Genomic DNA, 18703 nt, shown 5'->3' with positions numbered 1-18703 from the left:
CGCGGTGTACGTGGCGCGCGTCGCCCCGCCCGCGTGGCTCCGGTCTCGCCCCTGGGCCGAGGCTGGACCGCGGTGCGATACTGGGGTCGTGAGCGTCCCCATCGATCTCGGCATCCCCACCGTCAAGCAGCCGCCGCCCGTGCTGGCGCCGCGGCGCAAGACCCGCCGCATCATGGTGGGCGACGTCCCCGTCGGCGACGGCGCGCCGGTCTCGGTCCAGTCCATGACGACGACGAAGACCCACGACATCGGCGCCACCCTCCAGCAGATCGCGGAGCTCGTGGCCACCGGCTGCGACATCGTCCGTGTCGCCTGCCCCACGGACAAGGACGCCGAGGCGCTGAAGGTCATCGCCGCGAAGTCGACGATCCCCGTCATCGCGGACATCCACTTCCAGCCGAAGTACGTCTACGCCGCGATCGAGGCCGGCTGCGGCGCCGTGCGCGTCAACCCGGGCAACATCCGCAAGTTCGACGACCAGGTCAAGGAGATCGCCCAGGCGGCGAAGGACCACGGCACGTCGATCCGGATCGGCGTCAACGCCGGCTCGCTGGACCCGCGCCTGCTGAAGAAGTACGGCTCCGCGACCCCGGAGGCCCTCGTCGAGTCGGCCGTCTGGGAGGCGTCGCTGTTCGAGGAGCACGACTTCCACGACTTCAAGATCTCGGTCAAGCACAACGACCCGGTCGTCATGGTGCGCGCGTACGAGCTGCTGGCCGAGGCGGGCGACTGGCCGCTGCACCTCGGCGTGACCGAGGCGGGCCCGGCGTTCCAGGGCACGATCAAGTCCTCCGTCGCGTTCGGCTCCCTGCTGTCGAAGGGCATCGGCGACACGATCCGGGTCTCGCTGTCCGCCCCGCCGGTCGAGGAGATCAAGGTCGGCAACCAGATCCTGGAGTCCCTCAACCTGCGACCGCGGACGCTCGAGATCGTCTCGTGCCCGTCGTGCGGGCGCGCGCAGGTCGACGTCTACACGCTCGCCGAGGAGGTCACGGAGGGCCTGAAGGATCTCACGGTGCCGCTGCGGGTGGCCGTCATGGGCTGCGTCGTCAACGGTCCGGGCGAGGCCCGCGAGGCCGACCTCGGGGTCGCCTCCGGCAACGGCAAGGGGCAGATCTTCGTCAAGGGCGAGGTCATCCGGACCGTGCCAGAGGAGCAGATCGTCGAGACGCTCATCGCCGAGGCGAACCGCATCGCGGCCGAGCAGGGGCTTCAGGACGAGGTCGGTGCGGCCCCGGCCGTCACCGTCCACTGACCCCTCATGCGGCTGTTCCGGGCGTCCGCGCGACGTGACGTGGCCGTCCCGGTGGCCGTGCTCGGGCACGAGCGCGCGGCGGAGGCCCTCGCGCTGTGTGCGCGGCACCCGCTGACCTCCACGCTCGCGGCCGTCCAGATCGCCGGTCCGCGGTTCGACACGACGACGCCGGGCTCGCGCATGCTCGGCATCGACGCGCCCGGCGGCCGGGGCATCGGTGGCTCAGGGATCGATGGTCCGGACCTCGAGGGCGCCGGCGCCGGTGCAGGAGCCGGTGCAGGAGCCCGCGCGCCCGGCGCGAACGGCGCGAACGGCGCGAACGGCACCGGAGCCGACGCTCCCGGCACGAACGGCCTCGGCAGGCTGCGCGCGCTGACGTGGGTCGGCGCCAACATCGTGCCCGTCGCGACGACCCCCGAGCAGCGGCCCGCCATCGCCGACGCCATCGCCGACCACGGCCGCGCGTCGAGCTCCGTCCTCGGCGACGCCGAGCAGGTGCTCTCGATGTGGGACTCGCTCGGCCGGCGCTGGGGCCGGGCGCGCGAGGTGCGGGCCAACCAGCCGCTGCTGGTGCTGGACGCGCCCTCGGCGATCGAGCCGGACCCGCTCGTGCGCCGCGGCGCTGTCGGCGAGGCGTCGATCGTCGCCCCGGCGTCGGTGGCGATGTTCATCGAGGAGGTCGGGTACGACCCGACCCGGTACGGCAACGGTTACGTGCGGCGCGTGCGCTCCCTGCTCTCGCTGGGCCGCACGTGGATCCGGACGGAGCCGGACCCGGCGACCGGTGCCGAGCGCGTCGTGTTCAAGGCCGACGTCGGGGCGCTCGCCCTGGGGGTCGCCCAGATCCAGGGCGTGTGGGTCGCGCCCGACCGCCGCGGGCAGGGCCTCGGCGTGCGCGGGATGGCGACCGTCGTGCGGGACGTGCTCGCCGACGTCGCCCCGACGGTCTCCTTGTACGTCAACGACTACAACGCGGCCGGGCTGGCCACCTATCAGCGCCTCGGCATGCGTCAGGAGGGCACCTACGCCACGGTCGTCCTGTGACGGATGCGCGGACCTCTGCCCGCCCAGGCCGGCGAGTGAGCGGACTTCTGCCCGCCCGGTGAGCGCGGCCCTGCGCGTCAGGCGAGCCGGCGACGGATCCCGTAGAGCGCGCCGCCGGCCAGCAGAAGGACGGCCGCGACGCCGACGAGGTCGCCCGTCGTCGCCCCAGTGTCGGCGAGTCCGCCGCGAGGGCCGCCCGCTCCGCCGCGGGAACCCGCCGAGCCCCGGCGATCCTCGTCGTACCCGGATCCGTCGCCGTACCCGGCTCCGCCACCGGGTGCGTCGCCGGATCCGCCACCGGTGCCGGAGGTCGGCGCGGCGGTCGGACTCTCGGACGGCCCGGCGGTGGGAGTCTCGGTCGGCTCCTCGGAGGGCCCGGACGTCGGCGTCTCGGTCGGCTCGTCGGTGGGCTCCGGCGTCGGCTCCTCGGTCGGCTCGGGCTCCGGGGCCGCCTCGACCGTCACCGTGCGCTCGACGCTCGAGCTGTTCCCGGACCGGTCGGTCGCCGTGTACGTGAGGGTGTAGTCGCCCGGCGTGGTCGTGTCGATGACCCCTTCGACCTCCGGCACGATCGCGTCCGTGTCGCAGTTGTCGGTCACTTGGACGCCGGTCAGCGCGTCCCACGGGTCGCCCGCGGTCACCGTCAGCGCGGGCGCGCTGATCGCCGGCGCGGTCTCGTCGCCGCTGAGCTCGACCTCGTCCACCACGCTGTTGTCCGCGTAGGCCTCGCCCGTCGTCACGTTCGTCGAGGTCGCCGCGCGGTGCGTGGTCACCGTGATCGAGCACTCGTCGATGCTGAGGTGGCTGTAGTTGGCGACGTTCTCCTGGTTCTCGACCTCGCCCCACTCGGCCGGCTCGGGCAGCTCGTCGTTGCGGCCGTAGAACTTCGAGCCCGACGCCGTCGTACCGGTGATGTAGAGGACGTCGCCCTCGCCGGGGGCGAGGAAGTCGGGCCCGGCCTGGGGGTCGGCGTCCGGCCCGCCGACCGCCACGCCCGCGTGCATCAGCGGGGTGCGCGTGTAGTAGTGGTCGTGCCCGGACAGCACGAGGTCGACGCCGAGCTCGGTCATCCCGCGGGACAGCGCGGTGCGGCGCCCCTCGATGATGCCGAGGTCCTCGGCGTCGATGTCCGTGGCGTGCGTGGCGACGGAGTAGATCGAGTGGTGGAACGTGACGACCACCCACTGCGACGGGTTCTGCTCGATCGCGGCCCGCGCGTAGTCGATGAGCGACCCGTGGAGGAGGTTGTTGCTGTTGAGGTGGATGAACAGCGTCCCGTTGTACGTGTAGTGGTAGTTGAAGTCCCCTCGTCCACCGCCGTGGGGCAGGTTGAAGTGGTTGCCGTAGGTGAGGAAGTGGGCCACGTCGTGGTTGCCCAGCGTCGTGGCCAGCGGGTACTGCGTGAGCTGGACGGGCTCGTGGAAGGCGTCGTACTCGTCGTCGTCGGCGATGATGCGGTCGACCTGGTCGCCGCCGGAGACCAGGAGCTCGGCGCCCGGGTAGGTCGCCCACGCCTGGTCGAGGGTGTCGATCCACTGCAGGCGCTCGGCCTCGAGGTCGGTGGTACCGATCTGGGGGTCGGCGACGTACACGAGGTCCACGGCGTCCCCGGACGCGGGCCCGGTGGTGAACGTGTAGATCTCGGACCAGCCGTCCTCGGTGCCGACCTGATAGGTGTAGCCGGTCGAGGGGGCGAGGTTGTCGACGGTGGCGTGGTGGTAGGTGTAGCCGGGCTTGTTGACCGCGAGGCCACCCTCGGACTGCTCGATCGTGCGTGCGCTCGCGGGGAAGTCGTTCCCGTTCATGTCGGACGTGGGCGCGATGACGATCGACTCGGGGGCGAGCGAGAGGCCGCGCGAGTGCCACGAGAAGTTGCGCTGCGTCTCGTTCTCGCCCACGAGCATCGTCACGTTCTCGACGGCGTCCGGCGTCGGCTCGGCGCCCGAGGCCGCGAGAGCCGGGCCGAGGGCGAGGACGGCGAGCAGGCCGGTGGCCAGGGCGCTACGGGGGAGGCGGCGCGTGCGCATGGGTGTCCTGTTCGAGAGGGGGTCGACCGGTGCACCGTGCCAGGGGAGGGGCAACGGCCGGCGACGCTCGGGTGGCCGGTGCGTGAACTCGCGACGCTCACACCCGTACCGCTCACACCCGTACCGCTGACACCCGTACCGCTCACACCCGTACTGCTCATGCCCGCGCCTGGATCACCATGTTGATCATCGAGTCCGCCACGTGCCGGACGTCGGAGAATCCGGCCTCGTCGAGCACCCCGCGGACCCTGGCCGAGCCGGCCTGACCACCGAGCGCCGTACCCACCGGCTGGCTCAGCGAGCTCGGTGTGCAGAGGAAGGTCGACGCCGCGTAGCCGAACGCCGCGACCGGGTTCCCGGCAAGGTTCGTCGGCAGGTCGTCGGCGGCCCTGGGTTCGACGAGCACGAGCGAGCCACCGGGTACGAGCGCGTGCCTCGCGTACGCGGCCGCCCCGACCGGGTCCCCGAGGTCGTGGAAGGCGTCGAAGAAGGTGACGAGGTCGTAGCCGTCCTGCGGGTAGCCCTGGCAGTCGTGCACCTCGAAGCGCACCCGGTCGGCGACCCCCGCCTCCTCGGCCCGCCGGCGCGCGACCTCGATCGAGGCCGGGTGGGTGTCGTACCCGACGAACTCGGAGCGGGGGAACGCCTGCGCCAGCAGGACGACGGGCACGCCGCGTCCCGTGCCGACGTCGGCCACCCGCGCTCCTGCGTCGAGGGCCTCGGTGACGCCGTCGAGCGCCGGCACCCACCGCGTGAGGAGCTCCGCCCGGTAGGCGGCGCCGAAGCTGCGTTCGGCCCCCTCAAAGGTCGGCGCGGAGTGCTCGCCCCATCCGATGCCCGCACCGGTGCGGAAGGCGTCGACGAGCAGGTCGATGTCCCGGAACAGGCCTTCGGTCTGCACGCACATGCCGGTCATCGCCGCCGGCGAGTCGTCGTCGGCGAGCACCGCCGCCGAGGCGGGCGGCAGCGTGAACGTGCCGTCGGTCGCGTCGTGGACGACGAGGCCGGCGGCGGCCTGCTGGGCCAACCACTCGCGCACGTACCGCTCGGACGTGCCGGTGGCGTCGGCCAGCTGCTGCGGGGTGACGGCGCCGCCCCCGGCGAGTGCGCCGTACAGTCCCAACCGGTCGCCGACGACGATCATCGCCGACGTCGCGGCACCGATCGCGAGACCTGCCACGTGCTGGACGACGGCGCCCACGTCCTGCTGCTCGATCTGTGTTGTAGTCATCATGCTCACTCCTTCGTGATCGTGCCCCTGTCGGGGTAGGTCGATGCTGGGCCGACCCCCTGTCGCGTCCCTGTCGCCCCGCTGTCACCGCCGCGTCGTTGCGGTGCCGCGCCGCCAGGCGGGACAATCCGACGGTGGCACCGACGCCGCTCGACCTCGGGGTCCTGGGCGCGCTGGAGGTCCGGCGCACCGGGGAGGTGCTCGACCTGCCCGGGGCCCGACGACGGGCGGCGCTCGCAGTGCTCGCCGTGCACGCGCCGCACCCCGTCAGCGCCGACGCCGTGGCTGCCGCGGTCTGGGGCGACCGGGTGCCCGGCGGCTCGCACGGTGCCCTGCACACCGTGCTCTCGCGTCTGCGCGGCGTGCTCGGGGAGCGGGCGGTCGAGCGTGGCCCGGCCGGCTACGCGCTCGCCGTCGGGCCCGACGCCCTCGACGCCGACCGGTACACCGCGATGTGCGCGCGGGCGGAGAGCAGCGCACCGGCGCTCGCCGTGCCGATCCTCGACGAGGCGCTCGGGCTGTGGCGCGGGCCGGCCTACGTCGAGTTCGCCGACCGCGACTTCGCGCGCGCCGAGGCCGCGCGGCTGGACGAGCTGCGCCTGGCCGCACGCGAGGACCGCGCCCGGGCAGCGCTGGCGCTCGGAGACGTGGAGGACGCGATCACCGTGCTCGAGCCGCTGGTGGCGGAGCACCCGCTGCGCGAGCAGGCGCGAGCCTGCCTCATGACGGCGCTGTACCGGGCGGGGCGCCAGAGCGAGGCGCTCGACCGGTTCACCGAGCTGCGGGAGATCCTCCGCGAGGATCTCGGGCTCGATCCGTCGCCGGCACTCGCGGAGCTCCACCGGCGCATCCTCGGGCACCGCGTGCCCACCGGTGCGCCTCTCCCGGCGCCCGCGTCGGCCCCCGCGCCCATGCCCGTCTCCGCCCCCGCGCCGGCGCCCTCGCCTGTGCCCGCCCCCGTGCCCATGCCCGTCCCCGCCTCCGCGCCGGCGCCCTCGCCGTCGTCGAGGTCGGACGGGCGCGGTTCCCCGGAGCCCTCGTTCATCGGCAGGGAGGACGAGTCCGCGCTCCTGCTGCACATGGTCCTCTCGCACCGCCTGGTGACCGTCACCGGGCCCGGAGGGGTGGGGAAGACGCGCCTGATCGGCGAGGCGCTCGCGGCGATCCGTGCCCGGACGGGAGGTCCGAGCGTGGTCGCCGGGATCGAGGAGGTCCCGAGGGGCGGGGTGGTCGCCCGTCTCACCGCGACGCTCGGACTCGGGCCCGGACCGGAACCACCCCTGGTGGCCGTCGTGGAACACCTGGCCCGCTCCGCCGTGGTGCTCGTGCTCGACGGCTGCGAGCACGTGCTGGGCGAGATCCGGGAGCTGGTGGCCGCCGTCCTGCGGTCCTGCCCGCACGTGCACCTTGTGGTCACGAGCAGGAGCCGGCTGGGTCTGGTCGAGGAGTACGTACTGCCGCTCGACCCTCTGACGTGCCCCGCGGACGACGGTGCGCCCCTGCCGCCCGATCCGACCACCGCCGCCGAACGGCTGCTCCTGGACCGGCTACGACGGTTGCGGCCCGGGTTCGCGCCCGGGGCCGAGCAGCGGGCTCCGTTGGCCGAGCTCTGTCGTCGGCTCGACGGGCTGCCGCTGGCGCTCGAGATGGCGGCGCCCCAGGTCGCGACGCTCGGGCTGACCACCGTGCTGGAGCGGATCGGGTCGGCGCGGATCGGGTCGGCGCTCGATGCGTCGCCGCTCGACGCGTCGGCTCCGTCGGTACCCGGTGACTCGGTGTCGGGGGAGCTCGGAGTGAGCGCGTCGTTGCGCCAGGTCGTCGGACGCTCGCTCGACCTCGTGCCGGCCGAGGACCGCCGGCTCCTCCTTCGGCTCACGGTCTTCGCACGCGAGTTCGACCTGGCGGCGGCCGAGAGCCTCGGTGCCGTCGGTGCGGACCGTGACGGCTCCGCCGGCACCGAGGACACGGTGGCGGGACTCGCGCGCCTGGTCGAGGCGTCGCTCGTCGTCGCCGTGCACGGGGCGACCACCCGGTACCGGCTGCTGGAGGTCGTCCGTGCCGCGGTGCTGTCGCGCGCAGCGGTCGCGCAGCGGGACGACGCCGCCCGCGCCCATGCCGAGTGGGCCGCCTCGAGCGCCGAGACGTGTGCCAGGCGCTCGGTCGGCCCACGGTGCGCCGAGGCATACGCGCGTCTCGGAGAGCTCCGTGTCGACCTCACCGACGCCCTTCGCTGGTCGCTCGGGAACCGACGTCCCGACGTCGCCGCACGGATCGTCGGCTCGCTCGGCCTGTGCTCCCACTGGTTCCCGGGGCGCGAGCTCCAGGCGCTCGCCGAGCGGCTGACCGACACCGACACCTCCACGACCGACGCCCCCACGACCGACGCCCCCACGACCGACAGCCGTCCGGCCCCGGACCCGGCCCCGGCCCCGGGGCCACCGCCGGCACAGTCGTCGTTGCTGCTCGGCGCCGTGGCCTTCGCCGCCGTCGAGCGGGGCGACACCGTCGCGGCGGAGGAGCTCGGTGGACGCGCGCTCCGGGTCGCCGGCACCCGTGAGGACCGGTACCTCGCCCTCCTGTGCCTCGCGCTCGCCGCGCTCTACAGCGGTCGACGGCACCGCGCGCGCGAGAGGTTCGAGCAGATGCTCGACGTCGACGGCCTGCCGGACGCCTATCTCGCCGACGCGCACACCTCGCTCGCACTGATCGCCGTCACCCTCGACGACCGTCCCGGCGCGGAACGTCACGCGTCGGCGGCGCGTGCGGCCGGTGAGCGCAGCGGCGCCCGGGCGCACCACGCCTTCGCCCTCTACGGCGCCGGAGAGGTGCTCCTGCTGACCAGGCCGCATGCGGCGCCCGACGTCCTGCGCGAGGCCGTGGCCCGTGCGGACGAGTCGCAGGCCGACCATGTGAGCACGGTGGCGCGCATCGCCCTGCTGTCCGCCCTCGTGCGTCGGTCGAACCCGTCCGGCACGAGCACCGACGGCACCGGTGAGTCGGCGGCGCGGCTCGCCCTCGACCTGCTGGACCCGTTGCGCCGAGGGACCTGCTGGCCGTACCTGTGGACGTGCCTGCGGGTCGTCGCCGAGCTGCTGGTGCTCACGGAGCACCCCGAGGACGCCGAGCTCGTGCTGGCGGCGGCGGACGTCCACCCGAGCGCGCCCCCGCCGGCTGGTCGCGACGTCGGGCGGTACCGGAGGTTGCGGGAGCGGATCACGCGCACGATCGGGCCGGTCGCGGTGCAACGGATCGACGCGCTGGCCGAGCTCCTGCCGCGCAGCGAGGTCGCCGAGCGCGCGCACGATCAGGTGCGTGCTCTCACCGAGGAACGACCCGGTGGCCGGGCGGTCGGGAGAGCTCTGGGGTGGGCCGACGGGAGTGCCCGCCCCGAGTGACCGATTGCGTGCAGCAATCGGTCATGCCACGCTCGTACCGCTTGCTTTCCACGATCGGTAAGGAGTGGGAGATGTTCGACAGCGTCCACGCCACGATGACCGTGACCGATCTCGACCGTGCGGAGCGGTGGTACGAGACGCTGTCCGAGCGCGGGCCCGACACGCGACCGATGGCGGGGCTCGTCGAGTGGCGCGTCGGGGAGGCGGACGGCGTGCAGGTGTTCGCCGACCCCACGAGGGCCGGCCGGTCGGGCTGCGTGCTCGGCGAGACCGACCTCGATGGCGCCGCAGCGCGTCTCCGGCAGGCAGGGGTCGCGCACGACGGCGTCGCGCCGGGCGGGGGCAGGCGGATCCTCGTCCTCTCCGACCCCGACGGCAACCAGCTCGTGCTGATCGGGGACTGACGTCCGTGGCGCCGCGCCCACGCACCCGCGCGTGTGCCCGTGCCTGTGGACGCGCGCCCGTGGACCTGCGCCGTGGTCCCGTTCCCTCGGAACCGGGCTCCGCGGCCCTCAGCCGCCGGCGATCGTGCGGAGGATCTGCTCCGCCTCGGCCACGATCCGCGGCACGAGGTCGCCGCACGTCGGCACGTCGTGGATGAGCCCCATCGACTGGCCCGCCGTCCACACCCCGGCCTCGGGGTCGCCGGACTCCAGTGCGCCGCGCCCGCGCGCACCGGACACGAGGTGGGCGACGTCGGAGAACTCCCCGCCGCCGGCCAGGATCTCCGCCGCCTCACGGGCCACGGAGTTGTCCGCGATCCGCGTGGTGTTGCGCAGCTCGCGCAGGACGAGGCGGGTGCCGGTCTCCGTCCCGTCGACGATGGCCTGCTTGATGCGCGCGTGCACCCGCGACTCCGCCGTCGCGACGAAGCGGGTGCCCATCGACACGCCGGCCGCCCCGAGTGCCCGGGCCGCCGCGAGCCCGCGACCGTCGGCGATCCCGCCGCACGCGATGACGGGCACGTCGAGCGCGGCGACGGCGGCGGGCACGAGCACGAGGCCGCCGACGTCGTCCTCGCCCGGGTGGCCGGCACACTCGAAGCCGTCGATCGTGATCACGTCGGCGCCGAACCGCTGCGCCGAGCGGGCGTGCCGCACGGAGGTGCACTTGTGGATGAGGGTGACGCCCGCCTCCTTCAGCGCGGCCGCCGCCTCGCCCGGGTTGGCCCCCGCGGTCTCGACGATGCGCACGCCCGACTCGATGATGGCGCGCACGTACTCGGCGTACGGCGGGGGAGTCATCGCCGGCAGGAACGTGAGGTTGACGCCGAACGGCTTGTCGGTGAGCTCGCGCGTGCGGGCGATCTCGGCGCGCAGGTCGTCCGGCGTCTGCTGGGTCAGCGCCCCGAGGATACCGAGCCCGCCGGCGTTCGAGACGGCGGCGGTGAGCTCCGCGACGGAGACCCACTGCATGCCGCCCTGGACGACCGGGTGCTCGATGCCGAGGAGGTCGGTGATCGCTGTGCGCATGGGGGACATCGTGCCCGACCCGCACCGCATAACCTGTCCCCATGCTCTCCACGATGTCCTCCCTCTTCCTGCGCACGCTGCGCGAGGACCCCGCCGACGCCGAGATCGCGTCCCACAAGCTGCTCGTCCGCGCCGGCTACATCCGCCGCGCCGCCCCGGGCATCTACACGTGGCTGCCGGTCGGGCTGCGCGTGCTGGCCAAGGTCGAGCGTGTCGTGCGCGAGGAGATGCTGGCGATCGGCGCCCAGGAGGTGCACTTCCCGGCGCTGCTGCCCAAGGAGCCCTACGAGGCGAGCGGCCGCTGGGCCGAGTACGGGGACAACCTCTTCCGCCTCAAGGACCGCCGGGAGAACGACTACCTGCTCGCGCCCACGCACGAGGAGATGTTCACGCTCCTGGTCAAGGACCTCGTGAGCTCCTACAAGGACCTGCCGCTGCAGCTGTTCCAGGTGCAGACGAAGTACCGCGACGAGGCCCGCCCGCGCGCCGGCATCGTCCGCGGCCGCGAGTTCGTCATGAAGGACGCCTACTCCTTCGACATCGACGACGACGCGCAGGTCGCCAGCTACGACCTCTACCGCGCGGCCTACCTGCGGATCTTCGCCCGGCTCGGCCTCGACGTCGTCATGGTCGCGGCGGACGCGGGCGCCATGGGCGGCTCGCGCTCGGAGGAGTTCCTCCACCCGACGCCGGTCGGCGAGGACACGTTCGTCCGCTCGCCGGGCGGCTATGCGGCCAACGTCGAGGCCGTGACGACGCCGGTCCCCGAGCTGCCGCAGCACGTCGAGGAGCCGCCGGCGCCGGTCACGGTCGACACCCCGGGCGCGGACACGATCGAGACGCTCGTCGTGGCTCTCGACGCCGAGGCGCCCCGCCCGGAGGGGCGCGGCTGGGCGGCGTCGGACACCCTGAAGAACCTCGTGCTCGCGCTCGTGCACCCGGACGGGGAGCGGGAGATCGTCGTCGTCGGACTGCCCGGGGACCGGGCCATGGACCCGGCGCGGGCCGAGGTGGCGTTCGCGCCCGCCGAGGTCGAGACGGCGACCGAGGCCGACCTCGAGGCGCACCCCGAGCTCGTGCGCGGGTACATCGGCCCGCGCTCCGAGCACGCCCGCGGTGACGAGAAGGCCGTGCGCTACCTGCTCGACCCGCGCGTCGTCGACGGCAGCGTGTGGGCGACGGGCGCGGACGTCGACGGGCGGCACGTCGTCGGCCTCGTCGCGGGCCGCGACTTCGTCTCCGACGGCACCGTCGAGATCGCCGAGGTGCGCGCCGGCGACCCGGCACCGGACGGCTCCGGTCCGCTCGAGCTGGCCCGCGGCATGGAGATGGGGCACATCTTCGCGCTCGGCCGGAAGTACGCCGACGCGCTCGGGCTCACCGTCCTCGACCAGAACGGCAAGGCCGTGACGCCGACGATGGGCAGCTACGGCATCGGCGTCACGCGCGCGCTGGCCGCGATCGCCGAGTCGACGAGCGACGAGAAGGGCCTGGCCTGGCCGGTCCACGTCGCGCCGTTCCACGTGCACGTGCTCGCCACGGGCAAGGGGGCGGAGATCTTCGAGATGGCCGCGGATCTCGCCGTCCGGCTCGATGCGGCCGGCGCAGAGGTGCTCTACGACGACCGGCCCAAGGTCTCGGCCGGCGTGAAGTTCGCCGACGCCGAGCTCATCGGCGTGCCGTACTCGCTCGTGGTCGGCCGGGGTCTGGCCGACGGGGTGGTCGAGGTGCGGGACCGGACCACCGACGAGCGCGTCGAGCTGGCACCGGACGCCGCGGTCGACGAGCTGCTCGCCCGGCTGCGGGCGGCGGGGGTCGTGCCGGCCTGAGCCTCACACCTCACGACGAGCGGCCCGCGACCGACTCGTGACGAGTGAGGGGATTCTTCGTCTCGACGCCGCGACGAAGAATCCCCTCACTCGTGCGGAAAGAGCCCAGTCATTCGTCGATCAGGACGTGGCGGACTCGCTCGCCGACTCAGCGCCGGCCGAGCCCGGAAGGCCGGGCAGCGGGCCGGGGTCGACGCCGGCCGCCCGTAGGCGCATGGCGGCGTCGGCCGCGGCGTCGACGAGGGCCCCGCGCTGCTCGCCCGGCGCCGTCCCGGCGAGGAAGACCCACTGGTCGAGCAGGTCCTGCTCGCTGACGGTGCGGAAGGCGTCCGCGTCGCCGTCGGGCCACGGATACGCGGGCTCGCGCGTGTCCGGCGCACCGGCCTCGAGCGCGGTGTCGACGAGGACCTGGAGCTGGTCGGCGCGCTCGCCCGCGGACTCGGCCATGCCGCGGGCCGCGAGGGTCTCCTCGAGGTAGCGGGCCTGATCGAGGACGAGCACGGTCGGGCCGTCCGCGAGGGTGGCCACCACCTCCGGCGTCATCGGCGTCAGCTCGACGGGCGTGCCGCCCTCGGCGTGCGGCTCGAGGTCGAGCGCCATGAGGAGCCGGCCCGTGGCGATGCTCGCGAGCACGGCCGCGAGGTCGCGCTCCGCGGCGGGGACGTCGGCCAGGACCGTGGCCGTGGAGTCGGCGGATGCGCTCAGCAGGCCGCGCAGCTCGGTGACGTCGGCGGCCACCGGCGCGTCCGGCAGCGCCGCGTTGCTCTGCCCCTCGGGAGCGCCGCCGGGCCAGGCGACCCACACGCCGCCGAGTGCCTCGGTCTGCGCGTCGAGGTCCTCCGCGACGACCTCGACCGCCTCGGCGACGGCCGGGTCGGTCGCCGGGTCGTCCGCGAGCGTGCGTGCGGCGTCCGCGAGACCGGCGGACTCCACCGCCGCGTCCTGGCGCCACTGCTGGGCCACCGTCGCGGCGGGCGGGGGGTCGGCGTCGGAGTCGATCCGCACGGCGCAGCCGGCCAGCGCGAGCACCGCGACGCCGAGTGTGGCGAGGAGGCGTGCGGGGCGGGAGCGTCGGGCGCGGGCGGTCGGGGGGCTCATCACGTCAGATCATGGCAGGTGCCCGGCCGGCGCGTGGCAGGTGCGCAGCGCGTGCGGCTGGCGCATGGCGGGGCCGGCCGGCCGGATGACAGGTGCGTGGCGGGTGCGAGCGCTGCCCGGGCGACCGTGCCTGCGATGTAGGCTCGGTCATCGCCCCGGGGAGCCAACCGGGAAGCCCCGGGGAGCCAACCGGGACGACGAGGAGGAGCGCGCGTGACCACCCCATCGAGCACACCGTCCGACCGGGTCCGCGCGGCGGTCACCGACCCCGTGACGCAGGCCGGGCTCGTCGTGGAGGACGTCGAGGTCGCCGGCAGCGGGACCCGCAAGGTCGTCCGCCTGACCGTCGACCTGCCGGACGGCCCCGGAGGAGTGACGTCGGACCAGATCGGCGACGTCTCCCGGGCAGTCTCCACCGCGCTGGACGAGCACGACGCCGTCGACGGCACCTACACCCTCGAGGTCTCCACGCCCGGGACCGACCGCCCGCTCACCGAGCCGCGGCACTTCCGCCGCGCCGTCGGACGACTCCTGGACCTGACGACCGCGGACGGGCGGAGCACCGCCCGGTTGACCGGCGTCGAGGACGACCGGCTGCAGCTCTCCGACGACCAGGGGACCCGCGAGGTCCCGATCGCCGACGTCACGCGCGCCCGCGTCGAGGTCGAGCTCACCCGTCCCTGACGCGGACCACGCCCACCAAGGAGAAGACATGGACATCGACATGCAGGCCCTGCGCATGGTCGAGGCCGACCGGGGCATCCCGCTCGACACCCTCGTCTCGGCGATCGAGGACGCCCTCCTCGGTGCGTACGAGCGCACGCCGGGGGCCGTGTCGCCGGCCAGGGTCGAGCTCGACCGGCGCTCGGGGACGGTGACCGTGCTGGCCACGGAGACCGACGAGGACGGCACTGTGCTCGGCGAGTTCGACGACACGCCGTCGGGCTTCGGCCGGATCGCCACGGCCACCGCGCGCTCCGTCATCGTGCAGCGGCTGCGCGATGCCGAGGACGACCAGGTGATGGGCTCCTACCGGGACAAGGCGGGCGGCCTGCTCTCGGGCATCGTCCAGCAGGGCCGGGACCCCCGGAAGGTCCTCGTGCAGCTGCCGGACATGGTCGAGGCCGAGCTCCCGCAGCACGAGCAGGTGCCCACCGAGTCCTACCGGCACAACGACCGGCTCCGCGCCTACGTCATCGACGTCTCGCGCGGCGCGCGGGGCCCGCAGATCACGCTCTCGCGCACGCACCCCGAGCTCGTGCGCCAGCTCTTCGCCCTCGAGGTGCCCGAGGTGGCGGACGGCTCGGTCGTCATCGAGGCGATCGCTCGCGAGGCCGGGCACCGCACGAAGCTCGCGGTGCGCTCGACCGTGCCGGGACTCGGCGCGAAAGGGGCCTGCATCGGCCCGATGGGGGCGCGGGTGCGTGCGGTGATGAGCGAGCTCCACGGCGAGAAGATCGACATCGTCGACTTCTCCGAGGACCCGGCCACGTTCGTCGGGTTCGCGCTGTCCCCGGCCAAGGTCTCCAGCGTGACAGTGGTCGACGCGGAGGCCCGGGCGGCCCGCGTCGTCGTGCCCGACTACCAGCTCTCGCTCGCCATCGGCAAGGAGGGGCAGAACGCCCGCCTGGCGGCGCGGCTCACCGGGTGGCGCATCGACATCCGGTCCGACGCCGCGCCGGCCGAGCCGACGACGTCCGAGGGCGAGCCGGGCGCGACGGACCCGGCCGCCTCCGCGAGTGCCCCGGCCGCACCGACGACGGCGAACCCCGGTCAGGCCGCATCGACGACGCCCGCCGCGCAGGCCGACGCGACCGGGTCGGACCCCGCGCAGGCCGGGTGAGGGGCGCCACGGGTATCCCCTCGGCGGTGAGCGGCGGAAAGGGTACGATGGTCGACGGCGTCGGCACCTCCGCCCCCGACGGGGCAAGGCCGAACGGCCCGATGCGTACCTGCATCGGCTGCCGGGCCGTCGCCGGCCGGTCGCACCTCGTGCGGATCGTGCTCGTCCCACCAGCGCACGCGGTGGTGGACGAGACTGGGTCCGCACCCGGCAGGGGGGCGTGGCTCCATCCGGAGCGCGCCTGCCTGGATCAGGCGGTACGGCGTCGAGCGTTCGGACGGGCCCTGCGTGCAGGAGGGCCGGTGGACACCGACGACGTGACGCACTGGTTCGCGTCCACGACGATCGACGACAGACCGTCGTCGAGGTCAGATCGAGATGAAAGCGGGTTGGAAGCCGATGGGCACCCGATGAGTACCCAGCGATGAGCTGCCAGCAATAACCACGGTCCGCCCTGTCTTGGGACGGTCCGAGACAGGAGAGATGTGGCCAAGGTCCGCGTTCACGAGCTCGCGAAGGAGCTCGGCGTCGACAGCAAGACGGTCATGGCGACACTGCGAGAGCAGGGAGAGTTCGTCAAGTCCGCCTCCTCCACGGTGGAGGCCCCGGTGATCAGGCGTCTGAAGGAGCACTTCGACGCCAACCCGCCGGCCCCGAAGAAGAAGCCGACGTCCGCCAAGGCACCCGCCTCCGGCAAGGCGCCGGCACGATCGGGTGGTTCGACGCCCAGCACCACACCCACGCGCGGGCCGAAGCCCGGCGCGTCCACCACGCCGACGCCGACGCCAGAGGCTCCGGCGTCGTCCGAGGCACCCGCCGCCGAGGCGACCCCGGCCGCACCCGCGGCCACCCGGACGCCGACGCCTGAGGCGCCGACCCCGGCGGCGGCCCCTGCGGCCCAGGCCCCGGCCCGGTCCGACGACGCCCCGGCGTCCGCCGACCCGGCCGGTCAGGCGACCCCGGCCTCCGCTGCGCCGACCCCGGGCCCCGCCACGCCCACGCCGGCGACCCCGAGGAGCGCCGCCCCGACCCCGAGGAGCGCCGCGCCCACGCCGGCGAGCGCTCGACCCGGTCAGGGCGCGCGTCCGGGCGGCCGCGACGCCGGCCGATCCGGCGGCCGGGACGCGAGCCCGCGCCCGGGTAACAACCCGTTCGCGTCGTCGCAGGGCATGCCCCGCGGCGGCTCGTCCGGCTCCGGCGGCCCGCGCCCCGGTGCGCCGCGTCCGGGCAACAACCCGTTCGCGTCGTCGCAGGGCATGCCCCGTCCGGGCGGCTCCGGCGGTCCTCGACCGGGCGCCACGCCCGGCCCGCGGCCCGGCGGCGGTCCTCGCCCGAACCCGAACATGATGCCCGGGCAGTCGGCCGTGGGCCGGCCGGGTGCCAACCAGCGCCCCGGTGGTCGCGGCCGTCCCGGTGGTGGCGGCGGTCGTCCGGGCGGCGGCCCGGGTGGTGGCGGTCCCGGCGGCGGTGCGTTCCGTGGCCGCGGCGGTCGCGGTGCGACCCAGGGTGCGTTCGGCCGCTCTGGCGGCCGTCCCGTGCGGGGACGGAAGTCGAAGCGCGCGAAGCGTCAGGAGTTCGAGCAGCAGAGCGCGCCGTCGCCGGGCGGCGTCCAGGTCCCGCGCGGTGACGGCACCACCGTCATCCGCATCCGGGCCGGTGCCTCGCTCTCCGACTTCGCCGACCGCATCGACGTCAACCCCGCCTCGCTCGTCACCGTCCTGTTCCACCTGGGCGAGATGGCCACGGCGACGCAGTCGCTCGACGAGGACACGTTCAAGGTGCTCGGCGAGGAGCTGGGCTACGTCATCGAGATCGTGTCCCCCGAGGAGGAGGACCGCGAGCTGCTCGAGCAGTTCGACATCGACCTCGATGCCGAGCTCGAGGCGGAGACCGAGGACGAGCTCGCGCCCCGTCCGCCGGTCGTCACCGTCATGGGTCACGTCGACCACGGAAAGACCAAGACGCTGGACGCGATCCGGTCGACGGACGTCGTCGCCGGTGAGCACGGTGGCATCACGCAGCACATCGGCGCCTACCAGGTGTCGGTGCCGCACGAGGGTGTGGACCGTGCCCTGACCTTCATCGACACCCCCGGTCACGAGGCCTTCACGGCCATGCGTGCCCGTGGTGCCGAGGTCACGGACATCGCGATCCTCGTGGTGGCTGCGGACGACGGCGTCATGCCGCAGACGATCGAGGCGCTCAACCACGCCCAGGCGGCGAACGTGCCGATCGTCGTCGCGGTCAACAAGGTCGACGTCGAGGGTGCGAACCCCGACAAGATCCGCCAGCAGCTCACCGAGTACAACCTGGTGGCCGAGGAGTACGGCGGCGAGACCATGTTCGTCGACGTCTCGGCGAAGAACCGCACCGGCATCGACGAGCTGCTCGAGGCGGTCCTGCTCACCGCGGACGCCGCGCTGGAGCTCACGGCGAACCCGGACAAGGACGCGCGCGGTGTGGCCATCGAGGCCAACCTCGACAAGGGGCGCGGCTCGGTCGCGACCGTGCTGGTCCAGTCGGGCACGCTGAAGGTCGGCGACTCGATCGTCGCGGGCACGGCCCACGGTCGTGTCCGTGCGATGCAGGACGAGCACGGAGAGAACGTCAAGGAGGCAGGTCCGTCGCGTCCGGTCCAGGTTCTCGGCCTGGCCTCCGTGCCGCGCGCCGGCGACACGTTCCTCGTCGCGCCCGACGACCGCACCGCCCGGCAGATCGCCGACAAGCGGGAGGCCGCCGAGCGTGCCGCGACCCTGGCGAAGCGCCGCAAGCGCATCTCGCTGGAGGACTTCACCAAGGCGCTCGAGGAGGGGAAGGTCGACCACCTCAACCTCATCCTCAAGGGCGACGTGTCCGGTGCCGTCGAGGCGCTGGAGGACTCGCTGCTCAAGATCGACGTCGGCGACGAGGTCGCGCTGCGCATCATCCACCGCGGCGTCGGTGCGATCACGCAGAACGACGTCAACCTGGCGACCGTCGACAACGCGGTCATCGTCGGCTTCAACGTGCGTCCCGCCGAGCGGGTCACGGAGCTGGCCGACCGCGAGGGCGTCGAGATGAAATTCTACTCGGTCATCTACGACGCGATCGAGGACGTGGAGAACGCGCTCAAGGGCATGCTCAAGCCCGAGTACGAGGAGGTGGAGCTCGGTACCGCCGAGATCCGCCAGGTCTTCCGCTCCTCGAAGTTCGGCAACATCGCCGGTTCGATCGTCCGGTCGGGCCTCATCCGGCGCAACGCCTCCGCGCGGCTCGTCCGCGACGGGGTCGTGGTGTCGGGCGACCTCAAGATCGACTCGCTGCGCCGGGAGAAGGACGACGTCACCGAGGTCCGCGAGGGCTTCGAGTGCGGTATCAACCTCGGCTACCGCGACATCGCGGAGGGCGACGTCATCGAGACGTTCGAGATGCGGGAGAAGCCCCGCGCCTGATCGAGCCACCCGCGGGGTGGGGGGGAGGGAGAAGAGCCAGGGGGGCGAACACCCCACGAGGCGCGTGGCTCCCAGCTG

13 protein-coding genes are annotated in these 18703 nt (G+C 73.8%); 9 read left to right on the top strand and 4 right to left on the bottom strand.

The window, feature by feature from the left end:
* Positions 1 to 88: 88 nt before the first annotated feature.
* The gene (ispG, locus tag ACZLKG_RS10350) at positions 89 to 1255 is read left to right on the top strand and encodes a flavodoxin-dependent (E)-4-hydroxy-3-methylbut-2-enyl-diphosphate synthase (protein ID WP_463648684.1); all 1167 of its coding nucleotides are present in this window, start codon (positions 89 to 91) and stop codon (positions 1253 to 1255) included.
* A gap of 6 nt (positions 1256 to 1261) precedes the next feature.
* Positions 1262 to 2299: a GNAT family N-acetyltransferase gene (locus tag ACZLKG_RS10345; RefSeq protein ID WP_463648683.1), complete on the top strand. Its 1038-nt coding sequence runs from the start codon at positions 1262 to 1264 to the stop codon at positions 2297 to 2299.
* A gap of 77 nt (positions 2300 to 2376) precedes the next feature.
* On the opposite strand, the gene ACZLKG_RS10340 is transcribed toward ACZLKG_RS10345, so the two are convergent.
* On the bottom strand, positions 2377 to 4326 hold the full coding sequence (locus tag ACZLKG_RS10340; RefSeq protein WP_463648682.1) for a fibronectin type III domain-containing protein: 1950 nt from the start codon (positions 4324 to 4326) through the stop codon (positions 2377 to 2379).
* A 157-nt stretch (positions 4327 to 4483) separates the two neighbouring features.
* Entirely contained in the window at positions 4484 to 5560 is a 1077-nt protein-coding gene (locus ACZLKG_RS10335; protein WP_463648681.1) for a class I SAM-dependent methyltransferase, read from the bottom strand.
* A 131-nt stretch (positions 5561 to 5691) separates the two neighbouring features.
* Between ACZLKG_RS10335 and ACZLKG_RS10330 the strand changes: the two genes are divergently transcribed.
* Together ACZLKG_RS10330 and ACZLKG_RS10325 are read left to right on the top strand one after the other, a co-directional pair.
* Complete coding sequence (locus ACZLKG_RS10330) at positions 5692 to 8952, top strand: AfsR/SARP family transcriptional regulator (RefSeq protein WP_463648680.1); 3261 nt, start codon at positions 5692 to 5694, stop codon at positions 8950 to 8952.
* Between the two features lie 71 nt (positions 8953 to 9023).
* On the top strand, positions 9024 to 9356 hold the full coding sequence (locus tag ACZLKG_RS10325; protein WP_463648679.1) for a VOC family protein: 333 nt from the start codon (positions 9024 to 9026) through the stop codon (positions 9354 to 9356).
* Positions 9357 to 9464: 108 nt separating this feature from the next.
* Here ACZLKG_RS10325 and ACZLKG_RS10320 read toward each other — a convergent pair whose 3' ends face one another.
* Positions 9465 to 10424, bottom strand: a complete 960-nt coding sequence (locus ACZLKG_RS10320; protein ID WP_463648678.1) for an NAD(P)H-dependent flavin oxidoreductase — start codon at positions 10422 to 10424, stop codon at positions 9465 to 9467.
* Between the two features lie 41 nt (positions 10425 to 10465).
* Here ACZLKG_RS10320 and ACZLKG_RS10315 point away from each other — a divergent pair, with 41 nt between their 5' ends.
* The gene (locus ACZLKG_RS10315) at positions 10466 to 12253 is read left to right on the top strand and encodes a proline--tRNA ligase (RefSeq protein ID WP_463648677.1); all 1788 of its coding nucleotides are present in this window, start codon (positions 10466 to 10468) and stop codon (positions 12251 to 12253) included.
* 120 nt (positions 12254 to 12373) lie between these two features.
* Here ACZLKG_RS10315 and ACZLKG_RS10310 read toward each other — a convergent pair whose 3' ends face one another.
* Positions 12374 to 13351, bottom strand: a complete 978-nt coding sequence (locus ACZLKG_RS10310) for a hypothetical protein (protein ID WP_463648676.1) — start codon at positions 13349 to 13351, stop codon at positions 12374 to 12376.
* Positions 13352 to 13564: 213 nt separating this feature from the next.
* Between ACZLKG_RS10310 and ACZLKG_RS10305 the strand changes: the two genes are divergently transcribed.
* From ACZLKG_RS10305 to infB, 4 genes are read left to right on the top strand one after another with little or no spacing between them, the layout of a single operon-like run.
* Positions 13565 to 14035 carry a ribosome maturation factor RimP gene (locus tag ACZLKG_RS10305; RefSeq protein ID WP_463648675.1) on the top strand — a complete coding sequence of 157 codons (471 nt, stop codon included), beginning with the start codon at positions 13565 to 13567 and terminating at the stop codon, positions 14033 to 14035.
* 28 nt (positions 14036 to 14063) lie between these two features.
* The gene (nusA, locus tag ACZLKG_RS10300; RefSeq protein ID WP_463648674.1) at positions 14064 to 15194 is read left to right on the top strand and encodes a transcription termination factor NusA; all 1131 of its coding nucleotides are present in this window, start codon (positions 14064 to 14066) and stop codon (positions 15192 to 15194) included.
* A gap of 47 nt (positions 15195 to 15241) precedes the next feature.
* Positions 15242 to 15622 (top strand): YlxR family protein, encoded by a 381-nt coding sequence (locus ACZLKG_RS10295; protein WP_463648701.1) that lies wholly within the window; start codon positions 15242 to 15244, stop codon positions 15620 to 15622.
* Between the two features lie 57 nt (positions 15623 to 15679).
* Positions 15680 to 18625: a translation initiation factor IF-2 gene (gene infB, locus ACZLKG_RS10290; RefSeq protein ID WP_463648673.1), complete on the top strand. Its 2946-nt coding sequence runs from the start codon at positions 15680 to 15682 to the stop codon at positions 18623 to 18625.
* Positions 18626 to 18703: the final 78 nt, after the last annotated feature.

The sequence above is a fragment of the Georgenia sp. Z2081 genome (genome assembly GCF_055326445.1).
Note: the sequence above shows the minus strand (reverse complement) of the source record. Positions and strands in the feature narration are given on the sequence as shown.